This window comes from Vibrio syngnathi, assembly GCF_002119525.1.
GTDB classification, from domain to species: Bacteria; Pseudomonadota; Gammaproteobacteria; order Enterobacterales; family Vibrionaceae; genus Vibrio; species Vibrio syngnathi.
Window position 1 is genome coordinate 886,036 of record NZ_CP017916.1, and the last position, 22,775, is coordinate 908,810.

The window sequence follows — 22,775 nt, forward strand, 5'->3', positions numbered from 1 at the left end:
AGAGAAATGCTGTTTTTTAGAGTTTTAACTCTAGAGGTATTGGTGTGGTGAATGGTTTTGCGACTTATTGATAAATAAAGCCCAGCAATATCAGTGATATACTTGCTGGGCCTTTTGTTACGGGGCTTTGAGAGCAAATTAGCTCATTGGTTTGATCATTTTTGTCAGCTTTTCGGCGATTTTAGAGACATCCTCGCCATCTTCCCCTACAAGGATCAAACTGCTGCCATCGATCGGTGTTACCGAGCCTGACATGCCTTTTTCATCAAAGTCGATAGACTTGTCAGTCGGAATGCCAGTTAAAAACAGCGTGACTTTGCCTTTTTCGCCTTGGAAAACCATGTGCATTGCGTTGGATTTGCCAAAACCACAGTGGTTCAGGTAATAGACGTGGTAAGGGAAGGCTTCGTCAAACTGGTAAGCAAACGGGTTCATTTTTGCGTTGATCTGTTGTGATGTAACCTGTTCGTCGATTGAACTAACAAAGCTCTTTTCATCAACAACATGTTTCATTGCGGTATCGACCAAGCTTGCTTGAGCTGGAGAGACCAACGCGTTGCCCCAGTTGACTTGACCAACCAATAAACCTGCAACAAATGCCACAGAAGCCGCCATTGCTATTGCTCGCCTTGCAAACGTAGGTCTTACTACTTTGCTCTCTTCGCTTGAGGTTTGATTGAACAGGATACGATCTGCAAGATCGTCTGGTACATCCACATTCAATGCTGAATGGATCTGCTTATCAAGCGATAGTACATCGTCTAAGAAATTACTATTGGCTTCGCTGTTTGCTGCTGCATCAATAATATCTTGTGTACGTTGCTTAGGTTCCGACAATACACGACGACGAAATTCCAAATCATCCATTATGTTGCCCCCTCTCTGCCTCTTCTGTATCCAGCATCTCTTTCAACTGATTTCGAGCTCTGAATAAACGTGTCATCACCGTGTTTTTGTTGAGGTCGAGAATATCTGCGATCTCATCACCACTAAAACCACCAATCACTTGTAAGAAGAGGGGTTCACGGTAATCGATTTCAAGTTTCATGATCTGAGCTTGCAACCACAGGTGTTGATGATGTGGGTCATCGCTGACACTTGCATCGTTACCATGATCGTCGATATCAACCAGATCAAACTGTTTGCGTTCAAAACGTCGAGCGTTCTCGCGTCGCAAGATGGTGATCAGCCAAGATTTAGCGGCTTTTTCATCTTGTAAGCTATCGAGTGACTTCCATGCACGAAGGCAAGTCTCTTGTACTAAATCTTCGGCAATGCTTTTGTCTTTACATAGCCAATAGGCATAGCGAAAGAGGTCACGATGATAGGCGCGCACGAGTGCTTCGTACTTTCTTTGTTTGTCCATATCAGAGTTGACCGGACGCTTGGCTGTTTTCTTTCCAAACATTTTTATTATTGACACACGAGCCTCCATAATTGCTCTGCGTATAGCTGTCTTCTATACGTTGTGCTTCGTTATATATGCTGTTTCGTTTTTAGGGCTAACGTCGGCAGGAAGTCGTAAAATCACATTAAAATTGATCTACTTCAAAATTTAAGCCCTCGAAAACGCTATAGTACACCTTGTCGTCTAGTTAGTCATTCGTGGCTAGCATGTTGAGCAAGACGACACTTCCTTTTGAAGGCTGACTTTACTTTCTCCTAATCAGGAAACTGATTATTTCAATTGGCGTTAAGTTAATTGCTTTATATACATTCCGACCACACAGTTTTGTGTGGTTTTTTTTTGCCTCAAGAAAACCATTCCTTACATAGCGATAACAGCTTTGCTTGCAATAGTTTAGTATCTTACGACAACCTTTCCCTCAAAAAGGTTCGCCTGAATGTTCAGTTAGATTTTCAAGCAGTGGGATACTCGTATCACGTTTATTTAAACGCCTGTTTGATTTAATTAACAACTTGTTTACAATGCTTCAGGTCAGACCTCTTAACCTTAAGGAGAAACCATGGGCAAACAGGAAGTCAAAACGCGTTCTGGAGAACGTGTTGCCGTTGTCGCTGGACTACGAACCCCATTCGCTCGTCAGAGCACAGAATTTAGCCAAGTGCCTGCGGTTGACCTAGGCAAAATGGTGGTGAGCGAAATGCTTGCAAGAACTGATGTCGATCCTGCGCTGATCGAACAAGTTGTGTTCGGCCAAGTAGTGCAAATGCCAGAAGCACCGAACATTGCACGTGAAATCGTGTTGGGCACAGGCATGGACATCAATACTGATGCCTACAGCGTGACGCGAGCATGTGCGACTAGCTTCCAAGCTGCAGTTAACGTGACCGAGAGCATTATGGCCGGCACGATTGATGTTGGAATTGCGGGCGGTGCGGACTCTTCTTCTGTATTGCCAATTGGTGTTTCGAAAAAGTTAGCGGCGAACTTATTAGCACTGAGTAAAACGAAAACCATAGGTCAAAAACTGAAGATTCTTAAAACATTTTCAGTCAAAGATTTAATGCCAGTACCACCAGCAGTCGCAGAATACTCGACAGGTTTGTCTATGGGACAAACTGCTGAGCAGATGGCTAAGACACATGGTATTACTCGCGAAGCTCAAGATGCACTTGCTCACCGTTCTCACTCTTTGGCTTCTCAAGCATGGAAAGAAGGCAAGATTAAAGACGAAGTGATGACGGCATTCCCCGCGCCTTATAAAAAGTACCTAGCAGAAGACAACAACATTCGCCACGACTCGACGGTTGAAGGTTACGCTAAATTGCGCCCTGCATTCGACAGACAATACGGCAGTGTAACGGCAGCCAATGCCACGCCTCTTACTGATGGCGGTGCCGCAGTGATGTTGATGCGCGAAGGCAAAGCGAAAGAGCTAGGCTTAGAAGTGCTTGGTTATATCCGTGGCTACGCGTTCTCAGCGATTGGTGTTGAAACGGATATGTTGATGGGTCCGACTTACGCGACCTCTCAAGTATTGAAGAACACAGGCCTAGAATTATCAGATCTAACGCTTATCGAGATGCACGAAGCATTTGCAGCCCAAGTTCTGGCTAACGTTAAAATGTTTGCAAGCGATGAATTTGCTCAGAAAAATCTTGGCCGTGAAAAAGCGCTTGGCGAGATTGATATGGAGAAGTTCAACGTACTCGGCAGTTCAATTGCCTACGGACATCCGTTTGCAGCGACTGGCGCACGCATGATGACCCAAACACTACGTGAACTGAAACGTCGCGGCGGCGGCTTAGCACTGAATACGGCTTGCGCGGCTGGTGGCTTAGGTGCAGCAATGATCTTGGAGGTGGAATAATGTCTACGACTCTTGATGTGAAAAAAGAAAAGAAAGCAGTCAAAAAAACGGATTCAAAGCCAGTGACTGTATCTAAAAGTGACCAGACGGTTTCAAACGATGAAGCCGTAAAACCGGCGACCGCGTTTTCTTTAACTATCGATGACCAAGATATTGCATGGCTTGCGATCGATGTGCCAAACGAGAAAATGAACACACTCCAAGCGGCGTTTGCTGGAGAAATGAAAGCCATCTTCGTGCAACTAAAAGAAAAGCAAAGCCGAGTTAAAGGCTTGATCGTACATTCATTGAAGCCAGATAACTTTATCGCTGGTGCTGATGTTCGAATGCTTGATGCGTGCAAAACCGCTGATGAAGCACAGTCTCTCGCTCGCCAAGGGCAAGAGATGTTCCAAACATTATCTGATTTGCCTTACCCAGTGGTTGCTGCGATACATGGTCCATGTTTAGGTGGTGGTTTAGAGCTCGCACTAGCATGTGATTATCGTGTATGTACTGATTCCGACAAGACCCGTCTTGGCTTACCAGAAGTGCAGTTAGGCTTATTACCCGGCTCTGGTGGTACACAACGCCTGCCTCGCCTTATTGGTTTACTGCCTTCTCTTGACCTTATTCTTACGGGCAAGCAACTGCGCGCTAAAAAAGCGAAATCGCTCGGCGTTGTCGATGCTTGTGTACCTGAAACTATCTTGCTTGAAGTTGCTAAGAGCTTTGTTGAAAAGAACTCAGGCGGCAAAAAAGGTAAGCGTCTTGCGTCTAAAGTTCAGGCTTCGACCAAGGAAAAGCTAATCTCACGAAATAACCTTGGTCGAAAAATGATTTTCGAACAGGCTTCAAAGAAAACGAATCAGAAAACGCGCGGTAATTACCCTGCAGCTGATGCGATTCTTGATGTGATTCGGTACGGCCTTGAGAACGGCTTTGATAAAGGCCTTCAGTATGAAGCGAAGCGTTTCTCTGAATTGGTGATGACCGCAGAATCTAAAGCCCTTCGTTCGATTTTCTTTGCCACGACTGAAATGAAAAAAGAGCACGGTGCAGACGCAGAACCAAAAGCGGTTAAGCGTGTTGGTGTACTAGGCGGCGGTCTTATGGGCGCTGGTATCAGTCATGTCAGCGTTGCAAAAGCGAAAGTTCCGGTTCGTATTAAAGACGTATCAAATGAAGGTGTGCTCAACGCACTTAACTACAACTTTAAGTTGTTCGATAAGCAGCGTAAACGTCGTATTCTGAGCCGAGCGGGTCTTGAAAGTAAGATGTTACAACTGTCTGGTGGTATCGACTTTACGAGTTTTAACCACACCGATGTGGTGATTGAAGCGGTATTTGAAGATCTTGACCTTAAGCAATCAATGGTTGCAGACATTGAAGCCAATGCTAAGTCAGAGACTATCTTTGCGACCAACACGTCTTCACTGCCAATCCACAAAATTGCAGAGAAAGCGCAGCGACCAGAAAACGTGGTTGGTCTTCACTACTTCAGCCCGGCAGAAAAAATGCCGCTAGTAGAAGTCATCCCTCATGAAACAACGTCAGAAGAGACGATTTCGACGGTGGTGGCATTAGCGAAGAAGCAAGGTAAAACGCCGATTGTTGTTAAAGACACGGCAGGTTTCTACGTGAATCGTATCCTTGCTCCGTACATGAATGAAGCCGCGCATCTGTTATTGGCGAATGAGCCGATTGAAAAGCTCGACAGCACGTTATTGGACTTCGGTTTCCCGGTTGGCCCAATTACCTTGCTAGATGAGGTAGGCGTTGATATCGGAGCGAAGATTATTCCGATTCTGGTTAATGAACTAGGCGACCGCTTCCAAGGCCCTGATGTGTTCGATATTCTTTTGAATGACAACCGTAAAGGTCGTAAGAGTGGTAAAGGATTCTATACCTACAAGGGTAAGAAGAAGGAAGTGGACAAGTCAGTTTACAAACTGCTTAAGCTGCAACCTGAGCCTAAGCTAAGTGACAACGATATCGCTATGCGCTGTGTACTGCCGATGCTTAACGAAGCGGTTCGTTGTTTGGATGACGGTATTATCCGCAGCCCACGTGATGGTGATATTGGTGCTATTTTCGGTATCGGTTTCCCTCCATTCCTAGGTGGTCCGTTCCGTTATATGGATCAAATCGGTATTAAGTCATTGGTTGAGATGATGAACGACTTCGCTAAGAAGTACGGTGATCGTTTTGCGCCATGTGATGGCCTACTGACACGTGCTGGCTTGGATGAGTCTTTTTATAAGTAACTCTCTATGCAGGTAACGTTCTAGGACATTAATTATCAAGCCCGTATCAAGCAATTGATGCGGGCTTTATTTTTATGTGCGAGCGAAAGGAATGAGATTCCCTACTCAGTCGTTGCTCCTTCTCGGGAATGATGGAGGGAGTGATGTGTTCTGTCTGATAGCATTGGCTTGGTGTCGGAGATTCCAGATTAAGTTGTTCCTCCTTCTCGGGAATGGCGGGGGAGGGGGATGTGTTCTGTCTGGTGGCGTTGGCTTGGTGTGGGAGATTCCCGGCTCAGTCGTTCCTCCTTCTCGGGAATGACGAGGAGAGGGATGTGTTTTGCCAGATATTATCGGTGTGTCGGGAGATTCCCGATTCAGTCGTTTCTCCTTCTCGGGAATGACCAAAGAGAGGTTGAAAGTAAGCTATTAGTGTCAATAGGCGGATTGTGGCTAATGCATTGCAATCAAAACTACCGTCATCTCCTAAAGCGACGAAGGAGCGTAATAGGAGATCTGTTTTTATGCTGCACCCAATAAAAAAGGTTGATGCTTTCACATCAACCTTATGATTTTCATTCCAGCTTTATCAGCCAAGCTCACAGTCTTTAGGGCGCAACTGAAACTCATCAATAGAGCCTATTTCCACACCTGCTGATAACTTCTCTTCTTCGTTATGAGCGTTACCTTGTGCGTGCATAATCAGACGATTCGCTGTACGAGGTTTAAGTTGGCTAACCACAAAACGCATCATGTCTGAGCGAGTCAGGCCTTTGAGCTCTTCTAACACGCGATCCCTCTGGTTGAATTCCCAATCCTTATTGCCTATGGCAACCCATAAGCGTTGAGCACGTCCTCGCAAGGTGGTGTCTGGCGTTGAAATTTGATTCCAGAGGCCGCGTTTACTGCTGTGCCATTGATAGTCGTTAAGCTCTAACAGCACCATGTAAAAGGCATTGAGGAACTCATCTATCGAGGCTAACAAGTCTGCCGGGGCAGCATTAGGCGATTGCACATACAACACAATTCCTGGGTGTCGGTTCAACGGCATATTACCAGTGCCGACCATATAACCCAGCTGCTGCTTAGTACGTATCTCATGGAAGAAAGTGGCTGACATCAAGTGGTTTGCCAATGAATACAGTGCAATATTTGTAGGTGATATATCTGAACATTGGTAGTAAACCACGATGGCTGAATCATCTTGATTACACACCACTTCACGTTGGAAACTACCATTATCACCCAGCATGATTAAAGGGCGCAGTGACTCTTCGTATGCTTGATCTTGAACACGCAATGCATCTTTTAGCGTTTCAGCCATCTTATACGCGTCAGCTTTTTTCCAGTCACCATACACAAACATTTCGACATGCAGTTCAGCCAAAATAGCTTGAACAAAACAAGAAAGCTCATCGACTTCGATTGTTTCCAGCGCTTCAATTAAAACGGAATAGGGTGGGTTATTTGGCTGTAAGATTCCCGTCATCGCATTGAACAGCTGAGAAATAGGACGGTCTTGCGACGCGTTATTCCAATTTCTGAGCAATTGATGCTTAATCGTTTCGAAGCGTGTTGGACTAAAGTTACGAGCTTGAAAATGCTCAAGGATCATATTGAGCAACTGTGGTTGCTTTTCGCTGAACCCAGAAAGAGTCAGTGTGACACCGCCTTGATGGGTATACATGTTGTACCCCATACCAGCAATCTCAGCTTGATACGTATCTTTTTCAAGTGAGTCTAAGAACATCTCTACACACAAGCGTGTTTTAACGATGTTTCTCGGGGTGGCCACTGAGTGTGGGCTATCTATAGCGATATACACCACACCTTTAGGTACTCGAAATTGATGATCTTGTAGATGCCACAGTTTGAAACCGTCTAATTCTTCTAACAGTTGCGGGTACTTAGCATCACCTTCGAGTTCAGCCGGGTCTAAATCGTAGCAAATAAACGGGTTTTTATTTGGAAGCTCAAACTGCCAACTGGGGTTGATGCACGTAAAGCATAGAATTTGCTCAGCGCTAAAAGGCGTAACAGAGTAGGGTGTAAAGTACCACTTCGCTTCTCTGTCATACTCGAAGCCTTGAGCTACGACGGTGCTCCGCATGTTGTCGACGGATAAGTAGCGAAGCAAAGAGCGTTGTAACTCTTTGTCGAAATGCGACATTTTGTAATCGCCATACACCACATCTTGCTCTTGGTAATGCTGCATGTTGATCACGAGATGGCTGACGACATCAAGTGGTCTTGAGGGCTCTTGAAAGCGGAAGGCTGATTCCAAAACAGCCCGTTTTTCGAGGTAACGCCACTCTTCAATACCTTGTTGTTCAATCAACTTAATGTACTGGAACACTGCTTGAATGATGTTATCGGTTTTGGTTAAACCTTCGATGGTTAATGAGCAACTGACTGTGAAATCACGGTAGTTACTGCCGCTTGCGCCGCCACCAGCCGAGAGTGAGGTTATCCAACCTTTCTCTTTTAACTGCATCATCAAGCTACCTTCTCCTTCATAACCTAAAAGGTGTGCAAAGAATGACAATGGCTTAATACCATAGTGTTCGTCCATGCTTGGCATCGGGAAGGTTAAGATAAGTTTGCGCACTTCTTTGATCGGTTTAACGTGTACTTGTACCCCCGTGCTTAATTCGCCAACAATCGGTACTTCAACCTTTTTACCTTGTAGTTTGTGGTTGGTAATCGAGCTAAAGCGATCCTCAACCCAGCTTTGCATCTCGTCCAGTGATTGATTACCAGACAGCGTCAGTGTCATTAAGTCTGAAGAGTACTGCTGCTGGTGGAAAGCCAAGATCTCTTGTCGAATCGTCTCGCCGTTTCGGTCACCCAACGTATCGATATTACCGACAGAAAACTTCGAGAATGGGTGACAGTGATTTACCAATTCTTTGGTCACTTGGTACAAGCGTCGCGAGTCGTCGTTGAGTTTCATTTTATACTCTGAATCAACGGCTTGGCGTTCTTTGTCTAATGCTTCTTCGTTGAACAGGGGGGCGGTAAAAAACTGGCTGAAGCGATCGAGTGCATTTTCAAAGGCATTCAATTCAACATCAAAAAAGAAGCAGGTGTGTTCGGTTCCTGTCCAAGCGTTGTTGCTACCGCCATGTTGGCTGATAAAACTTTGGAACTCTCCGACCTTTGGATACTTTTCAGTTCCCAAAAATAGCATATGCTCTAAGTAGTGAGCTAAACCCTCTCGGTCTGTAGGGTCATCAAAGTGCCCGACATTAACGGCGAGTGCGGCTGCAGCTTTTTGAGCGTTCTGATCGTGAACTAACAGTACTCTCAACCCGTTATCCAATGTTACGTAACGGTATTGATGTTCATCATTAGGGCTTAAATGCACAGATGCATCTCCAGAGAAGGTGGTTTTTAAATTATGTACGCGATGATTTAAGGTGCAAACCTCGCGATCATATTTTGGGATATGAAGTGCTTTTTGGCGACTTCTAAATCACTTTTATCGATTTTTATCAGTGATTTATTTTCTTTTAATAAGATTGTTAAGAAAGTCGAACTCTTTAGCAAGTGACTTGATATAATTATTTATATAGACTGCGTTTTCTCTAGTTTGAGAGCCAAACGCTAAGTAGCGTATCGCTGATATATAGGATATATCGACTTTCGAAATGTTACGTAGACAGGACTGAACATGAAAATATTCATAATGCGCCACGGTGAAGCAGAACATTTTGCTAACTCGGATGCAGAACGAGCGTTAACGAAGCGCGGTAAAATGGCGTCTCTTGCGGTAGCTCAAGCTGCAAATGAGCAAGGATTTAGCCAGTTCGATAAAGTGCTTGTGAGCCCATATCTAAGGGCACAAGAAACGTGGTTAGAAATCTCTCAGGCATTTTCTGGAAAGAAAGTCGAAACCTGTGATGATATTACGCCTTATGGTATGTCTGACGATGTGTTTGATTTGACCATAGCAATGGCTGAAGTAGAAAAGCTAGAGACCATTTTATTTGTTTCTCATTTACCTCTAGTGGGCTATTTAACGGCTGAATTTGCGACGGGCATGGCGCCACCTATGTTCCCAACCTCAGGGCTAGCGTGTATTGAATTCGACCTTGAAAAACAAAAAGGCGAGTTGCTTTGGAACATTAACCCATAGCTGAGACCGTTTTCTCAAGACAAATTTAAGGGCACCTCATGATTATTGAGATGCCCTTTGTTGTTTCTAACGGACCATTCCGACCAAGCGACAAGGTGCTGGACGTACTTATTTAGAATAAAGAGCAAGTCGATGGCTATTTATCTGGGATAGCAAGTAAAACCAGTAGCGCCCCATGACCACCGAACTCTAAAGGTGCTTGGTGAAAAGCCATCACATCTGGGTGCTGTGCTAACCATAAAGGCACTTTCTGTTTAAGGATGTGTTTACCAATACCGTGCTGTACACAGGCACATGCCACACTTTCTTTAATACAGTGAGCAATCATCGCGCCAAGTTCTCGTTTGGCTTCCTGCTGCGTCATACCGTGCATATCAAGATACACATCAGGTACGTAGACACCACGACGTAAGCGCTTCACCTCATATTTAGAGACATCATCGCGCGCATAACGTGTCGGGCCCTCTTCGCTAAGATGCGGAATGAACTCATCCGAGAAATAAAACTCGCTATCACTGGCTTGTCTTGCCGTTCGAGTAATTTCTTTTTGCTTGGCATTTCTTTTTGGCTGCTGGACTATGGTATCCTGTTGCAACTTTTTAACGCCCTTTACTGCATCGTTGAACAGGGCGAAATCGTCATCGAAGTCGGTGTCTTTTTTGCTCATCAGGTTATGAATTCTAATTAGAAACGTAATTAGCAGTATTGTAGCGCTTTTCGGAGACAATTTTGGATAAGATTTTTGTAGAAGAAGCGGTATCAGAACTACACACGCTTCAAGATGTGATTCGTTGGACTGTTAGTCGCTTTAACGCAGCGGGCCTATTTTATGGTCACGGCACTGATAACGCGTGGGATGAGGCGGTACAACTAATTTTACCTACTCTTTATCTGCCGATTGATGTTCCTTCGCATGTGATGAACTCTCGTTTAACGAGCAGCGAACGTCTGCGTATTGTTGAGCGCGTAATCAAGCGTATCAATGAGCGTACACCAACGGCTTACTTAACCAATAAAGCTTGGTTCTGTGGCCTTGAGTTCTTCGTTGATGAGCGCGTTCTTGTGCCTCGTTCTCCAATTGGTGAGCTGATTGAAGCTCAATTCCAACCTTGGTTAATTGAAGAGCCAACTCGCATCATGGATATGTGTACGGGTAGTGGTTGTATTGCTATTGCTTGTGCTCATGCATTCCCTGACGCAGAAGTAGATGCGATTGATATCTCTACAGACGCATTGCAAGTTGCAGAGCAGAACGTTCAAGATCACGGTATGGAGCAGCAAGTGTTCCCAATCCGTTCAGATCTTTTCCGTGATTTGCCAAAAGAGAAATACAACCTGATCGTATCTAACCCACCTTACGTGGACGAAGAAGATATGAACAGCCTGCCAGATGAGTTTACTCACGAGCCAGAACTTGGCCTAGCAGCGGGTACAGACGGTCTGAAATTGGTTCGACGCATCTTAGCTAACGCACCTGACTACCTAACTGACGACGGTATTCTTATCTGTGAAGTGGGCAACTCAATGGTTCACATGATGGATCAGTACCCAGAGATTCCATTCACTTGGATTGAATTCTCTAACGGTGGTCATGGCGTATTCATGATCACTCGTGAGCAGCTTGTTGCTTGCGCAGATGAGTTCTCTATCTACAAAGACTAGGTTACTGTTAGTTGTTAGCTTAGGGGTTTAGCTTAGAGATTAAGCTAAAAACTTAAGGTTAGAATCTGATAAGACGTTCTATTTGAAACGTTTGAATTTAAACGCCATGCAGCAATGCATGGCGTTTTTTATTGCCGAAATTTAAGGGATAAGTAAGCAGCACAGAGTGAACGTGTTCAATATTTAGTTGCTTAATATGAATAGCTATTACATATTGGTGCTCAATATTTAGTCGTTTTAGTGAGTTAAGGAGAATTCGCGATGACCTTTGATACATGGATTTATTATTTGCTAGCGGTGTTGATTTTAACTGCCTCACCAGGGCCAAGCTCTTTGTTGTGCATGACTAAGGGTGTGCAATCTGGCTTTAAGTTATCGATATTTACCGCCTTGGGTAGCGTGACTGCCATTACCGGAATCCTCACGTTATCTTTTACCGGTTTAGGGGTGATCATTGCTTCGTCAGAAGTGGTGTTTAATATCATTAAGTGGACGGGGGCTGCTTACCTTATTTATCTCGGTTGGAAGTCGTTACGATCGAGTCAGCAAGATTACGACAAGTTATCGAATCAACAAGCAGACTCTCAACCTGTTAAAGAAAGCGCTGCACAGCATTATGTGAGTGGCTTTATTGTTGGTGCGAGTAACCCAAAGGCTATCTTGTTTTTTACCGCACTTTTCCCTCAGTTTATTGATCCATCGATAGCGCTATTTCCTCAATTTGTAGTGTTCGCTTTGACCTTCGTTGTTATGGAGTTGTCTTGGTTATTGGTCTACGCCTACTTAGGTGCTAAATCATCAAATTGGTTGTTTGCGAAAGGCCGAGCTAAGGTTTTCAATCGTATCACTGGAGGCGTGTTTATTGGTGCAGGTGCGCTGCTTTCTGCGACAAGCAGAGCGTAATTTTCAATTTATCAAAGGCCTGAATAGTTACGGAAAATTATTCAGGCTGTCATAAAAGGTTAATATTAATGTGCTTGCTGCTTTTAGCGAAAAGTCGATATATTGGTGTTACATCATCACGTTCTCAGGAGAGACATATGCAGCATCAAGAAATGATTCAACACAGTAATTTTGGCGTAATCAGTCGTACTTGGATTTTCTCTACCCTTTCTCTTCTGGGTATTCTTGCTCTAATGTAGTCAGCTTCATGGCTCTATATTTTCAGTTTTATTATGAATATACTTTTCAAAAAGTCTTCAAAGTTAGAACTCTTACACTCGTAAATGTGGCTCTTCTCATCAGGCTAGCCACTTAACCTTTTCTTAGTTGTACCTTCCTCTCAGGAACCTTTTTCTCTGAATAATCTTTTTGTCTCATTACCCCCCTTTATCTCAATAGACTCACTGCATAACCTGATCTGAAGTTGTTATCAAACTGTGATAATCTTAAGTCATCTTTTATCTACAGTGTATCTCTCATGTCTGTCTGGGATTCTATTTCATTTAACAATCGATTTACCGCATTACCTCGACTGTTCTATACCCCAATTCAACCTACACCGCTCAGCAATGTCCAATGGCTCGCATGGAACCATAACCTTGCGAATGAACTCGGCTTTCCGTCATTTGAGGACGCCTCTAAGGAATTGCTTGAGACGCTGTCGGGCAATGTTGAACCTGAGCCATTCTCGCCGGTAGCAATGAAATACGCAGGCCATCAGTTTGGCTCTTATAACCCTGATTTAGGTGATGGAAGAGGGTTGCTTTTAGCACAAGTTGTCGCTAAAAGTGGTGAAACCTTCGATTTACACCTGAAAGGTGCAGGCAAAACCCCCTATTCACGTATGGGCGATGGCCGTGCGGTTATTCGCTCAACGGTGCGTGAGTATCTATGTAGTGAAGCAATGGCGGGTCTTAATATCCCAACCACTCGCGCGTTGGCAATGATGACCAGTGACACACCGGTTTATCGTGAGAAGCAAGAGTGGGGCGCATTGTTGGTGCGCGCTGCTGAGTCACATATTCGTTTCGGTCACTTTGAACACCTGTTTTATACCAATCAGTTGGCAGAACATAAATTATTGGCCGACAAAGTCATCGAATGGCACTTCCCAGAATGCCTCGATGAAGATAAACCCTACGCTGCTATGTTTAATGAGATTGTTGATCGTACTGCGGAAATGGTCGCGTTGTGGCAAGCGAATGGTTTTGCTCATGGGGTGATGAACACCGATAACATGTCGATCATCGGGCAAACCTTCGATTATGGCCCGTTCGCCTTCTTAGATGAATATGACCCTCGCTTGATTTGTAATCACTCCGACTATCAAGGTCGTTATGCCTTTAATCAGCAGCCTAGAATTGGATTATGGAATTTGTCAGCACTGGCTCATTCTCTTTCGCCGCTGGTGGATAAAGCCGATTTAGAGGCCGCGTTAGAGCAGTACGAACCGCAAATGAATGGTTATTTCAGTCAGATGATGCGTCGTAAGTTGGGGCTGCTTTCGAAACTAGAGGGCGACAGTCGTTTGTTTGAATCGTTGTTCGAACTGATGTCGCAAAATAAAGTCGACTACCCAAGGTTCTTTAGAACGTTGTCGAACTTGGATACCTTGCCGCCACAGGACGTGATTGATTTGGTTATCGATCGCGAGGCCGCAAAGCTATGGGTGGATAACTACTTGCAACGCTGCGAATTAGAAGACAGTTCAGTGGCAGGTCGCTGTGAAAAGATGAGACAGGTGAACCCTAAATACATCCTCAGAAATTACCTAGCCCAGCTTGCGATAGATAAAGCTGAGCGCGGTGATAGCAGCGATATTGATGCACTAATGGTGGTGCTGGCAGATCCTTATGCAGAACACCCTGATTATGAACATCTGGCAGCTCTGCCTCCTGAGTGGGGCAAAGCCATGGAGATCAGTTGTTCTTCTTAGCCTTTAATGATTCTTTGAGTCGCTAAGTACAGATAGAGGTCACTAAGTTGTGATCTTTATCTGTTCGTTCTTCTAACTTTACAAACATGTCAATAATCAAATAATCGGCCAGCCTATACACTATGTGAATAAATTGTAAATTTAATAGGTTTGGGCGATGCCAACAAATACTCGAATTCTCGTGGTGGATGATGATCAAGAAATCTGCGAGCTGCTGGAAGAGTACCTCACAAAATCGGGTTTCGCTGTCTCTTCGGTGGGAGATGGTGTTGAACTCGAAACTTATCTGCAAAGTAATGGTTATCCAGACCTGATTCTGCTTGATGTGATGCTACCCGGTGACGACGGTTTTACCTTGTGTCAGCGAGTTCGAAAGCAATCGAATGTACCTATCATCATGCTGACTGCGGTATCGGATGAAACCGATCAGATTATCGGGCTGGAAATTGGTGCCGATGACTATATTGCCAAGCCGTTTAGCCCTCGTCAGTTAATGGCTCGAATCAAAGCGCTGTTACGCCGTGTTCAAGTAGTCGATGACAAACCCAATGATGCACTGCCAAAGCAGATTATTTTTGGTGATTGGACGCTTGATACGCTCGCACATCGAATCTCACACAATGAGAGCTCAGAAGAGATGGACTTGTCGGGCAGTGATTTTTCTTTGTTGATGTTGTTCTTAACTCGACCTAACGAAGTTCTCGACCGGGATACTATCTCTTTTGCGACCAGAGGCCGTGAAGCACTGCCTTTTGAACGCGGTATTGATGTGCAGCTTAGTCGCCTGAGAAGCCGATTGGGTGACAGTGGCAAATATCCTCATTACATCAAAACCATGCGCGGTAACGGCTACATTCTTGCTGTGCCGGTTCAGTATGAACACTAAGCATGACCTACTGTTAATTAAGTAACGCTAATAAAATATTTCCAATGAAGTATTCCGGATGAAATATCTCGTATGAACTGGATGAGTTGGTTGAAACCAAATTCGTTAGTCGCAAGAACCTTATTGTTGACACTGTTAGCCGTGGTAATAGCTCAGGGCATCGCAACGTCTATCTGGTATAGCGAATCAAAACACAAAGAGCTGGAAGGGATTCGCTCTGCCTCGTCGAGCATGGCGAACATGTTTGCTTCAACGGTGACTTTTTTCCAATCTCTACCCGTTAAATATCGTCATATCGTGCTAGATCAAATACGCAATATGGGCGGTACGCGTTTCTTCGTTTCTTTCAATAAAGAGGCTTTGATTGTCGAGCCGATTCCCGATACCCGCTTAAAAACTGCCTCAATTGAGGCCATAGAAAGTGTTTTGAGTAGCAAACTCAATAAAGTGGCGTCAGTGCGGGTTGATTTCTCTCGTCCGGAGCACCTTCGTTTGCTCAAAAATGATATCTATTTAAGCGATCTCCCGCGATCGTGGGCACATCATACTTTAACCTTAGAGCCTCTTAATCCGCCGATTCTGGTTGTTCAAATAGAATTAACCAGCCACGAATGGGTATATATCGCAGCGTTGTTGCCAGCGCCATATGTAAAACTCGACGATACGATTCTCGGTCGTGAGCAAGTCATTTTCTTAGTTTCTTCGACACTCATTCTATTGGTTTTGACTTACTTGATGATTCGTCGTCAAGTACGCCCTCTTAAAAAGTTAGCAAGAGCGGCTAATGAGATGAGCATGGATATTCAGCAGCCTCCGCTTAACGAAGAAGGGGCAACGGAACTGGTCACTGCCACTCGAGCCTTTAATCGCATGCAGCAACGGATTCGTCGCTATGTTGCTGACCGAGAGCACCTTTTCTCTGCGATCTCCCATGACTTAAAGACACCAATAACACGTCTTAGGTTGCGTGCAGAGTTGTTGGAGAGTGAACTAAAGAAAGACAAATTCAATAAAGATCTCGATGAACTTGAGATGATGGTTAAAGGTGCTTTGCAAGCGGTAAGAGACACGGACCTTCATGAAAACAATGCCATTATCGATCTCAACGAGATGATGCTCTCTGTAATTGAACTGCACAACCAACATCAAACCTTAGTTGAGTTTGAGCCGACCGTGGTTGAGCCGTTAGTCGCGAAACCACTGGCGATTAAGCGTGTACTGACCAACTTAATCGACAATGCGGTTAAGTATGGTTCATCAGCTGAAGTGGAAATCAGCGGTGACGACCTTTGGGTCGTTGTGACTATTCAAGACCGTGGTAATGGCATTCCAGAAGACAAGTTAGAGTTGGTTTTCGAACCCTACTTTAGGTTAGCAACCGACGACCAAGGACACGGTTTAGGCCTCGGCATCTGCCGAAATATCCTGCACGGACACGGCGGAGATCTCATTATTCGCAACTACCCTCAAGGTGGCTTGGAAGTCAAAGTCTATATCCCCACAGGCCTAGAAGTGTAGTGTAACAATCACGTTACATTGGGGTTACCTTTTGTTTCAATCTTATCAATCAGAATAAGTAGACTCTTTATTGAACCGGACGTCGAGTCCGCTAAACATGGAAGATTATAATGAAAATCAATAAAACCCTACTTACTATATCTCTTCTTGCTGCCTCAACATTTTCTCACGCTGGTGAAGTGGAAGTGCTTCACTGGTGGACTGCCGGTGGCGAAGCGAAATCCGCTGCGGTACTGAAAGAGATGATTGAACAACAAGGCCATACGTGGAAAGACTTCGCAGTTGCTGGTGGCGGCGGCGAAAGTGCGATGACTGTTTTGAAAACTCGGGCTGTATCGGGCAATCCTCCGTCTGCCGCACAGATCAAAGGTCATGATATTCAAGAGTGGGGTGGTTTAGGTTTTCTAACGTCTCTCGATGCGACTGCTAAACAAGAACAGTGGGATGAACTACTACCAGAAGTAGTGACTAAAGTGATGAAGTGGGATGGCGAATATGTAGCAGTTCCTGTCAACGTTCACCGTGTTAACTGGCTTTGGGCTAACCCTGTTGTTTTAGAAAAATCAGGTGTGACGGTTCCAACGACATTAGATGAGTTCTTTGTTGCTGCAGACAAGATTAAAGCGGCTGGCTTTATTCCACTGGCTCATGGTGGTCAACCTTGGCAAGACGCGACGGTATTCGAGGCAGTAGCACTTGATGTACTAGGCAGTGAAGATTACAACAAAGCGTTCGTTGATCTTGATATGGACGTATTATCTGGCGACAAGATGGTGGAAGTGTTCACCAAGTTCAAAAAGATGCGTGACTACATTGACAGCAACTCTCCAGGTCGTGATTGGAACGTCGCAACTTCAATGGTTATCAATGGCGAAGCCGCGATGCAAATCATGGGTGATTGGGCGAAAGGTGAGTTTACTGCGGCAGGCAAAGTGCCGGGTAAAGATTACATCTGTGCACCAGCTCCAGGTACTGACGGCCAATTTACCTTCAATATCGATAGCTTTGCGTTCTTTGAGTTAAGTGACAAAGAGAACCAAAAAGCGCAGCAAGACCTAGCGAAAACCATTCTTACTAAAGACTTCCAAGAAGTCTTCAACCTTAACAAAGGTTCTATCCCTGTACGTCTAGATATGGACATGTCTAAGTTTGACCAATGTGCGTTGGACTCAATGGCAACCTTCAAAGCGAGTGCTGAATCTGGCGACCTTGTTCCGAGTATGGCTCACGGCCTAGCGACAACAAGCTACGCTCAAGGCGCGATCTATGACGTAGTGACCAACTTCTTCAATGAGAAAGATGCCGATCCGAAACAAGCGGCAGCTAAGTTAGCAAAAGCAGTGAAAGCGGCTATCTAATCTAACTTGATAAGTGACACGCAACGCACGTGAGTGACGGGCTGTGTTGCTTTATCGAACCCCCAGGGTGGGTAGGCTCGTAGGGAGCCTATCTACTCTTCACTCCCAATTCTGATATGCGTGATGCTGATGTGGTGCCGAAAGGTAAGCCATCGGCTCGATTGTGCAACAAGGATAAGTTATGGAGCATATTTTGACTGAGTCGACTCCAAAACCCACAAGGAGCCAGCCTGCACCGAAACCGAGTTTTGCTGACAGGTTGCAACATTGGTTACCTAAAATTGTACTGGCGCCGACCGCGTTAGTGACCGTGGTGTGTATCTACGGCTACATTTTTTGGACGGCAGCGTTGTCGTTCACCAACTCTCGATTTCTACCGAGCTTTAACTTCGTTGGTTTAACCCAATATGAAAAGCTGATGGACAACGATCGCTGGATCACTTCAATCACCAACCTCGGTGTGTTTGGTTTTCTATTTATGGCTATTGCCATCTTGCTTGGTGTTGGTTTAGCGGTATTGCTTGACCAAAATATCCGTCAAGAAGGAGCGATTCGTACTATCTATCTCTACCCAATGGCGTTGTCATTCATCGTGACAGGTACGGCGTGGAAATGGATTCTTAACCCGGGTCTTGGCATTGAAAAACTGATGCAAGATTGGGGATTTACTGACTTCAAATTTGATTGGCTAGTCGACTCTGAAATGTCGGTCTATACCTTGGTTATCGCGGCGCTTTGGCAGTCTTCAGGGTTTGTGATGGCGATGTTCTTAGCGGGTCTGCGTGGTATCGATTCTTCAATTATCAAAGCGGCGCAAATTGATGGGGCAAGCTTACCCACTATTTATCTCAAAATCATTCTACCTTGCTTGCGTCCTGTGGTTTTCAGTGCGGTGATCATCACCTCACACATTGCGATTAAGAGCTTCGACCTTGTGACGGCAATGACGGCGGGTGGCCCGGGTTATTCATCGGATCTTCCAGCGCTATTTATGTATGCACACTCATTTACTCGTGGTCAAATCGGCCTTGGTGCTGCCAGCGCTATGATGATGCTTGCTGGTATCTTAGCGATTCTCGTGCCTTATCTTTACTCTGAACTTAGGGAGAAAAAGTCATGATGAATAACATCAACTTTGCTCGAATCTTTATTTATTCAGCACTGCTTTTCTTCTGCTTGGTGTATTTAATGCCATTGTTCGTCATGGCGCTGACGTCATTCAAAACCTTGCCTGATATCAAGGCAGGCAACCTGATGAGCTTGCCAAAAGAGTGGGTGTTCGATGCTTGGTATAAAGCGTGGGACACCGCGTGTACGGGCGTAAAATGTGAAGGCATCAAAGGCTACTTCTGGAACTCGTTCCAAATGGTGATTCCTGCGGTTGCGATTTCAACATTGCTCGGTGCATTCAATGGTTATGTTGTGACGAAATGGCAATTCAGAGGTTCAAACCTGTTCTTTAGTTTGTTGTTATTTGGCTGCTTTATTCCATTCCAAGTGGTGTTGCTACCAATGGCAACCATGCTCGGTAAGATGGGACTAGCGAACACAACCATCGGCTTGGTGATTGTGCACGTTATCTACGGCATGGCGTTTACGACTCTGTTTTTCCGTAACTTCTATATCTCGATTCCCGATGAATTGATCAAGGCGGCAAAGCTCGACGGTGCTGGCTTCTTTACGATTTTCTTCAAGATCTTATTACCGATCTCGACACCGATCATCATGGTGACGGTGATCTGGCAGTTCACCGCAATCTGGAATGATTTCTTGTTCGGGGTGGTGTATTCGGGCTCAGAAACTCAGCCGATCACCGTGGCATTAAACAACCTAGTCAACACCAGCACAGGCGTTAAAGAATATAACGTCGATATGGCTGCCGCGATCATCGCGGCACTGCCAACGCTGTTGGTGTACGTCTTCGCAGGAAAATATTTTGTTCGTGGCCTAACGGCAGGATCAGTAAAAGGATAATTACCCATGGCAACATTAGATTTAAAACAGATCCGTAAAACCTATCGCAACGCGGACAACGAAACGTTAAAGGGCATCGACATTAGTATCGATTCGGGGGAATTTTTGATACTTGTCGGCCCTTCGGGGTGTGGGAAATCCACCCTAATGAACACCATCGCTGGACTCGAGAATATTAGCTCGGGTGAGATTGTAATTGATGGTGTAGACGTGGCGCAGGTAGAACCTAAAGATCGCGATATTGCGATGGTATTCCAGTCGTACGCGCTTTACCCAAACATGACGGTACGCGGCAATATCGCTTTCGGTTTGAAGATCCGTAAGATGCCACAGCAAGAGATTGATGCAGAGGTAAACCGAGTAGCGGAAATGCTGCAAATCGAACAGTTGCTGGATCGTAAACCGTCGCAACTTTCTGGTGGTCAGCGTCAACGTGTCGCGATGGGGCGCGCCTTGGCTCGTCGTCCTAAGCTGTATCTGTTTGATGAGCCGCTTTCTAACTTGGATGCCAAGCTGCGTGTTGAAATGCGTCACCAGATTAAACGTCTGCATCAGAAGCTCAACACCACGATCGTTTATGTAACCCATGATCAGATCGAAGCTATGACTTTGGCGGATCGCATCGCAGTAATGAAAGACGGCGAACTGCAGCAACTTGGCACACCACAAGAGATCTACACCAAACCAAATAATATGTTCGTGGCGGGCTTTATGGGGTCACCATCCATGAACTTCATTAAGACTATGGTGGATTTGGATGAGGAACAGAACCCGATCATCAAAGTAACTGGCACGGCAGAGCAAGAACACCACATTCGATTGCCACAGAGTATGCGTGACCAAGATGGCAAGGAATTGGTGATTGGGTTGCGTCCAGAACACATTACTGAGCAAGAAGGTGATGATGTGTCGGCAACCACAAAGCTAGACCTACAATTGGAAGTGTTGGAGCCAACAGGGCCAGATACCATCGCAATGGTTAAAGTGAACGACCAAGAAGTCGCGTGTCGTTTATCGCCAGAATTTGAAGTGTCGGTTGGGCAAATGGCACCACTGCATTTTGACTTATCAAAGGCGGTATTCTTCGATGCTCAAACCGAAGCGAGAATCGACTTTTAACTTCTAACTTCTAGTTGCTGAGTTAGTTTAACAATCAAAGTTCATGTCTAAATCAAAGGCAGTATCACCAACGAGTAATAAGTAAGGTGATGCTGCCTTTTTCGTTGGCTATACTTGCTTTCTATCCCTTATAAAAACAGGGGATAAACGATATATATGCTTCTACTGCAATAATATCGTGATTTAGTATCCCTTAGCTCTATAAAGCTGACGTAGAAACGCGTAGGATCACACTACTTTAGATCAAATACTAGGTTGCACTTTGGTGCATAGACAGAATAAAACATGAAACTAACAGCAAAACCAGCGGCGAATAACGCTTTACTTATTTCTATTACGACACCGGATTTTAAAGGTGACGAAGCAAAAGAGTCTCTTGCCGAACTTGCTCGCTTAGTGACAACCCTAGGGTTTAAAGTCGTCGGTACGCAATCGCAACACCACAGTTCATCTCAAAGACAGAATGTGCTGGGTGCAGGTAAGCTTGCTGAAATTGCACACCTAACTGGTTATCAAGGCTCTATTGAAGAAGCAGAAGATGAAGACTTTATTGATGAGTCGTTTGATTTTAATGCTGAAATCGATGAGCTAGATTTTGATGATCTTCCAACGGGCAACTTCCAATACGGTGCCGCTGATGTTGTGGTATTTGACTGTGATTTAAGTCCTTCTCAAATGCGTACTGTTGAGGCGAGTTTGGGTGTGGAAGTATTTGACCGTACTGGCATCATCATCGAAATCTTTAGCCGTCACGCTCGTACTCGTACTGCTCGTCTGCAAGTTGATATCGCTCGTCTAAACTACTTAGTGCCACGACTTCGTGAAACGGCTGAGGGTGATAAAGAGCGTCAAATGGGTCAGGGCGCAGGTGAAACTTCACTTGAGCTAGACCGTCGTAACGTACGTGACCAAATTGCTGCGCTTAAGCGCGAGCTAGTAAGCGTACAAGATGAAATGAAGACTCGACGCACAAGGCGCGCAGAGCTTTTCACTGTTGCTTTAGTTGGCTACACCAATGCCGGTAAGTCTTCGATGATGCGTGCAATGACCGCAACCGAAGTCGTGGGTGAAGATAAACTGTTCGCAACACTAGATACTACGGTTCGTGCACTTCAACCAATTACTCAACCGCGTATCTTGGTTTCAGACACGGTTGGTTTCATCAAGAAATTGCCACACGATCTGGTTGCTTCGTTCCACTCAACGCTAGCAGAAGCGCATGATGCTTCATTGCTACTTTATGTTGTTGATGCTTCTGACGTTTCATTCCGCGCACAACTTGATGTGGTACACGACGTATTAGCACAAGTGGGCGTTGAAGGTAGTGAAAAACTATTAGTGCTGAATAAGTGCGATAGACTGACTGAAGAGCAGCAATTAGAGCTTACCGAAGAATTCCCAGATGCGATGCTAACGTCAACTCGTGATCCGTTAGATATCACGAAACTGCACAAGTACATCGTTGGTGTTGCTGAAGAAGGCATGATCGAAGAAGAGATTACCATTCCTTATTCTGGCCAAGGCATCATTGGTGAGATTCGCTCAAACATGAGTGTGGTAAAAGAAGAGTACGATTACGAATGTATTAAGCTAACGGTTCGTTCAAGCGCAATTGATTTGGCGCGTTTGAAAAAGCGTATGCAGAATTCTTAATCTTTTTTCGTGTTTAGACATAATTGAAAAGACAAAAAAGAGAGCCTAGGCTCTCTTTTTTATTGAATATTGATAAACTCCGCCGAACT

At 44.9% G+C, this 22,775-nt stretch carries 17 protein-coding genes; 13 read left to right on the forward strand and 4 right to left on the reverse strand.

The features are described from left to right. Positions 1-138: 138 nt before the first annotated feature. Both K08M4_RS04345 and K08M4_RS04350 read right to left on the reverse strand, forming a co-directional pair. Positions 139-867, reverse strand: coding sequence for a DUF3379 domain-containing protein (locus K08M4_RS04345; RefSeq protein ID WP_086048977.1), 729 nt, complete (start codon positions 865-867; stop codon positions 139-141). Then, the gene (locus tag K08M4_RS04350) at positions 860-1,408 is read right to left on the reverse strand and encodes a sigma-70 family RNA polymerase sigma factor (RefSeq protein WP_004736042.1); all 549 of its coding nucleotides are present in this window, start codon (positions 1,406-1,408) and stop codon (positions 860-862) included. Before K08M4_RS04350 ends, K08M4_RS04345 begins: the two co-directional genes overlap by 8 nt. Before the next feature lie 559 nt (positions 1,409-1,967). Here K08M4_RS04350 and fadI point away from each other — a divergent pair. Then, positions 1,968-3,275: an acetyl-CoA C-acyltransferase FadI gene (gene fadI / locus K08M4_RS04355; protein WP_086048978.1), complete on the forward strand. Its 1,308-nt coding sequence runs from the start codon at positions 1,968-1,970 to the stop codon at positions 3,273-3,275. Next, positions 3,275-5,521 carry a fatty acid oxidation complex subunit alpha FadJ gene (fadJ, locus tag K08M4_RS04360; RefSeq protein WP_198299312.1) on the forward strand — a complete coding sequence of 749 codons (2,247 nt, stop codon included), beginning with the start codon at positions 3,275-3,277 and terminating at the stop codon, positions 5,519-5,521. Before fadI ends, fadJ begins: the two co-directional genes overlap by 1 nt. A 568-nt stretch (positions 5,522-6,089) precedes the next feature. Here fadJ and K08M4_RS04365 read toward each other — a convergent pair. Beyond that, positions 6,090-8,867, reverse strand: a complete 2,778-nt coding sequence (locus K08M4_RS04365) for an insulinase family protein (protein ID WP_086048979.1) — start codon at positions 8,865-8,867, stop codon at positions 6,090-6,092. Between the two features lie 306 nt (positions 8,868-9,173). Between K08M4_RS04365 and sixA the strand changes: the two genes are divergently transcribed. Further along, complete coding sequence (gene sixA / locus K08M4_RS04370; RefSeq protein ID WP_012603460.1) at positions 9,174-9,638, forward strand: phosphohistidine phosphatase SixA; 465 nt, start codon at positions 9,174-9,176, stop codon at positions 9,636-9,638. A 136-nt stretch (positions 9,639-9,774) separates the two neighbouring features. Here the strand turns inward: sixA and smrB are convergent, their stop codons facing one another. Continuing rightward, a complete protein-coding gene (gene smrB, locus K08M4_RS04375; protein ID WP_065678608.1) occupies positions 9,775-10,305 on the reverse strand; it encodes an endonuclease SmrB in 531 nt (176 codons plus the stop codon). Between the two features lie 62 nt (positions 10,306-10,367). Between smrB and prmB the strand changes: the two genes are divergently transcribed. From prmB to hflX, 10 genes are all read left to right on the forward strand, one after another. Next, positions 10,368-11,300 (forward strand): 50S ribosomal protein L3 N(5)-glutamine methyltransferase, encoded by a 933-nt coding sequence (prmB, locus tag K08M4_RS04380; RefSeq protein WP_009848509.1) that lies wholly within the window; start codon positions 10,368-10,370, stop codon positions 11,298-11,300. Between the two features lie 261 nt (positions 11,301-11,561). Continuing rightward, entirely contained in the window at positions 11,562-12,203 is a 642-nt protein-coding gene (locus tag K08M4_RS04385; protein WP_086048980.1) for a LysE family translocator, read from the forward strand. A gap of 517 nt (positions 12,204-12,720) precedes the next feature. Continuing rightward, on the forward strand, positions 12,721-14,178 hold the full coding sequence (locus K08M4_RS04390) for a protein adenylyltransferase SelO (protein WP_086048981.1): 1,458 nt from the start codon (positions 12,721-12,723) through the stop codon (positions 14,176-14,178). Positions 14,179-14,335: 157 nt separating this feature from the next. Further along, positions 14,336-15,064, forward strand: a complete 729-nt coding sequence (locus K08M4_RS04395; RefSeq protein WP_086048982.1) for a response regulator — start codon at positions 14,336-14,338, stop codon at positions 15,062-15,064. A gap of 72 nt (positions 15,065-15,136) precedes the next feature. Next, on the forward strand, positions 15,137-16,582 hold the full coding sequence (locus K08M4_RS04400; protein ID WP_086048983.1) for an ATP-binding protein: 1,446 nt from the start codon (positions 15,137-15,139) through the stop codon (positions 16,580-16,582). Between the two features lie 110 nt (positions 16,583-16,692). Next, positions 16,693-17,940 (forward strand): ABC transporter substrate-binding protein, encoded by a 1,248-nt coding sequence (locus tag K08M4_RS04405; RefSeq protein ID WP_086048984.1) that lies wholly within the window; start codon positions 16,693-16,695, stop codon positions 17,938-17,940. Between the two features lie 181 nt (positions 17,941-18,121). Further along, positions 18,122-19,060 carry a carbohydrate ABC transporter permease gene (locus tag K08M4_RS04410; RefSeq protein WP_086048985.1) on the forward strand — a complete coding sequence of 313 codons (939 nt, stop codon included), beginning with the start codon at positions 18,122-18,124 and terminating at the stop codon, positions 19,058-19,060. Next, the gene (locus K08M4_RS04415; RefSeq protein WP_009848502.1) at positions 19,057-19,914 is read left to right on the forward strand and encodes a carbohydrate ABC transporter permease; all 858 of its coding nucleotides are present in this window, start codon (positions 19,057-19,059) and stop codon (positions 19,912-19,914) included. The genes K08M4_RS04410 and K08M4_RS04415 overlap by 4 nt, the downstream gene beginning before the upstream one ends. 6 nt (positions 19,915-19,920) lie before the next feature. Continuing rightward, positions 19,921-21,033, forward strand: a complete 1,113-nt coding sequence (locus tag K08M4_RS04420) for an ABC transporter ATP-binding protein (protein ID WP_065113367.1) — start codon at positions 19,921-19,923, stop codon at positions 21,031-21,033. 285 nt (positions 21,034-21,318) lie between these two features. After that, the gene (gene hflX, locus K08M4_RS04425) at positions 21,319-22,686 is read left to right on the forward strand and encodes a GTPase HflX (protein WP_086048986.1); all 1,368 of its coding nucleotides are present in this window, start codon (positions 21,319-21,321) and stop codon (positions 22,684-22,686) included. The last annotated feature ends 89 nt before the right edge of the window (positions 22,687-22,775 follow it).

Bases quoted from the DNA above. Each gene is read 5' to 3' on its own strand.
- K08M4_RS04345 (WP_086048977.1), bottom strand. From the start codon at position 867: ATGGATGATTTGGAATTTCGTCGTCGTGTATTGTCGGAACCTAAGCAA.
- K08M4_RS04350 (WP_004736042.1), bottom strand. From the start codon at position 1,408: ATGTTTGGAAAGAAAACAGCCAAGCGTCCGGTCAACTCTGATATGGAC.
- fadI (WP_086048978.1), top strand. From the start codon at position 1,968: ATGGGCAAACAGGAAGTCAAAACGCGTTCTGGAGAACGTGTTGCCGTT.
- fadJ (WP_198299312.1), top strand. From the start codon at position 3,275: ATGTCTACGACTCTTGATGTGAAAAAAGAAAAGAAAGCAGTCAAAAAA.
- sixA (WP_012603460.1), top strand. From the start codon at position 9,174: ATGAAAATATTCATAATGCGCCACGGTGAAGCAGAACATTTTGCTAAC.
- smrB (WP_065678608.1), bottom strand. From the start codon at position 10,305: ATGAGCAAAAAAGACACCGACTTCGATGACGATTTCGCCCTGTTCAAC.
- K08M4_RS04385 (WP_086048980.1), top strand. From the start codon at position 11,562: ATGACCTTTGATACATGGATTTATTATTTGCTAGCGGTGTTGATTTTA.
- K08M4_RS04390 (WP_086048981.1), top strand. From the start codon at position 12,721: ATGTCTGTCTGGGATTCTATTTCATTTAACAATCGATTTACCGCATTA.
- K08M4_RS04395 (WP_086048982.1), top strand. From the start codon at position 14,336: ATGCCAACAAATACTCGAATTCTCGTGGTGGATGATGATCAAGAAATC.
- K08M4_RS04400 (WP_086048983.1), top strand. From the start codon at position 15,137: ATGAACTGGATGAGTTGGTTGAAACCAAATTCGTTAGTCGCAAGAACC.
- K08M4_RS04405 (WP_086048984.1), top strand. From the start codon at position 16,693: ATGAAAATCAATAAAACCCTACTTACTATATCTCTTCTTGCTGCCTCA.
- K08M4_RS04410 (WP_086048985.1), top strand. From the start codon at position 18,122: ATGGAGCATATTTTGACTGAGTCGACTCCAAAACCCACAAGGAGCCAG.
- K08M4_RS04415 (WP_009848502.1), top strand. From the start codon at position 19,057: ATGATGAATAACATCAACTTTGCTCGAATCTTTATTTATTCAGCACTG.
- K08M4_RS04420 (WP_065113367.1), top strand. From the start codon at position 19,921: ATGGCAACATTAGATTTAAAACAGATCCGTAAAACCTATCGCAACGCG.
- hflX (WP_086048986.1), top strand. From the start codon at position 21,319: ATGAAACTAACAGCAAAACCAGCGGCGAATAACGCTTTACTTATTTCT.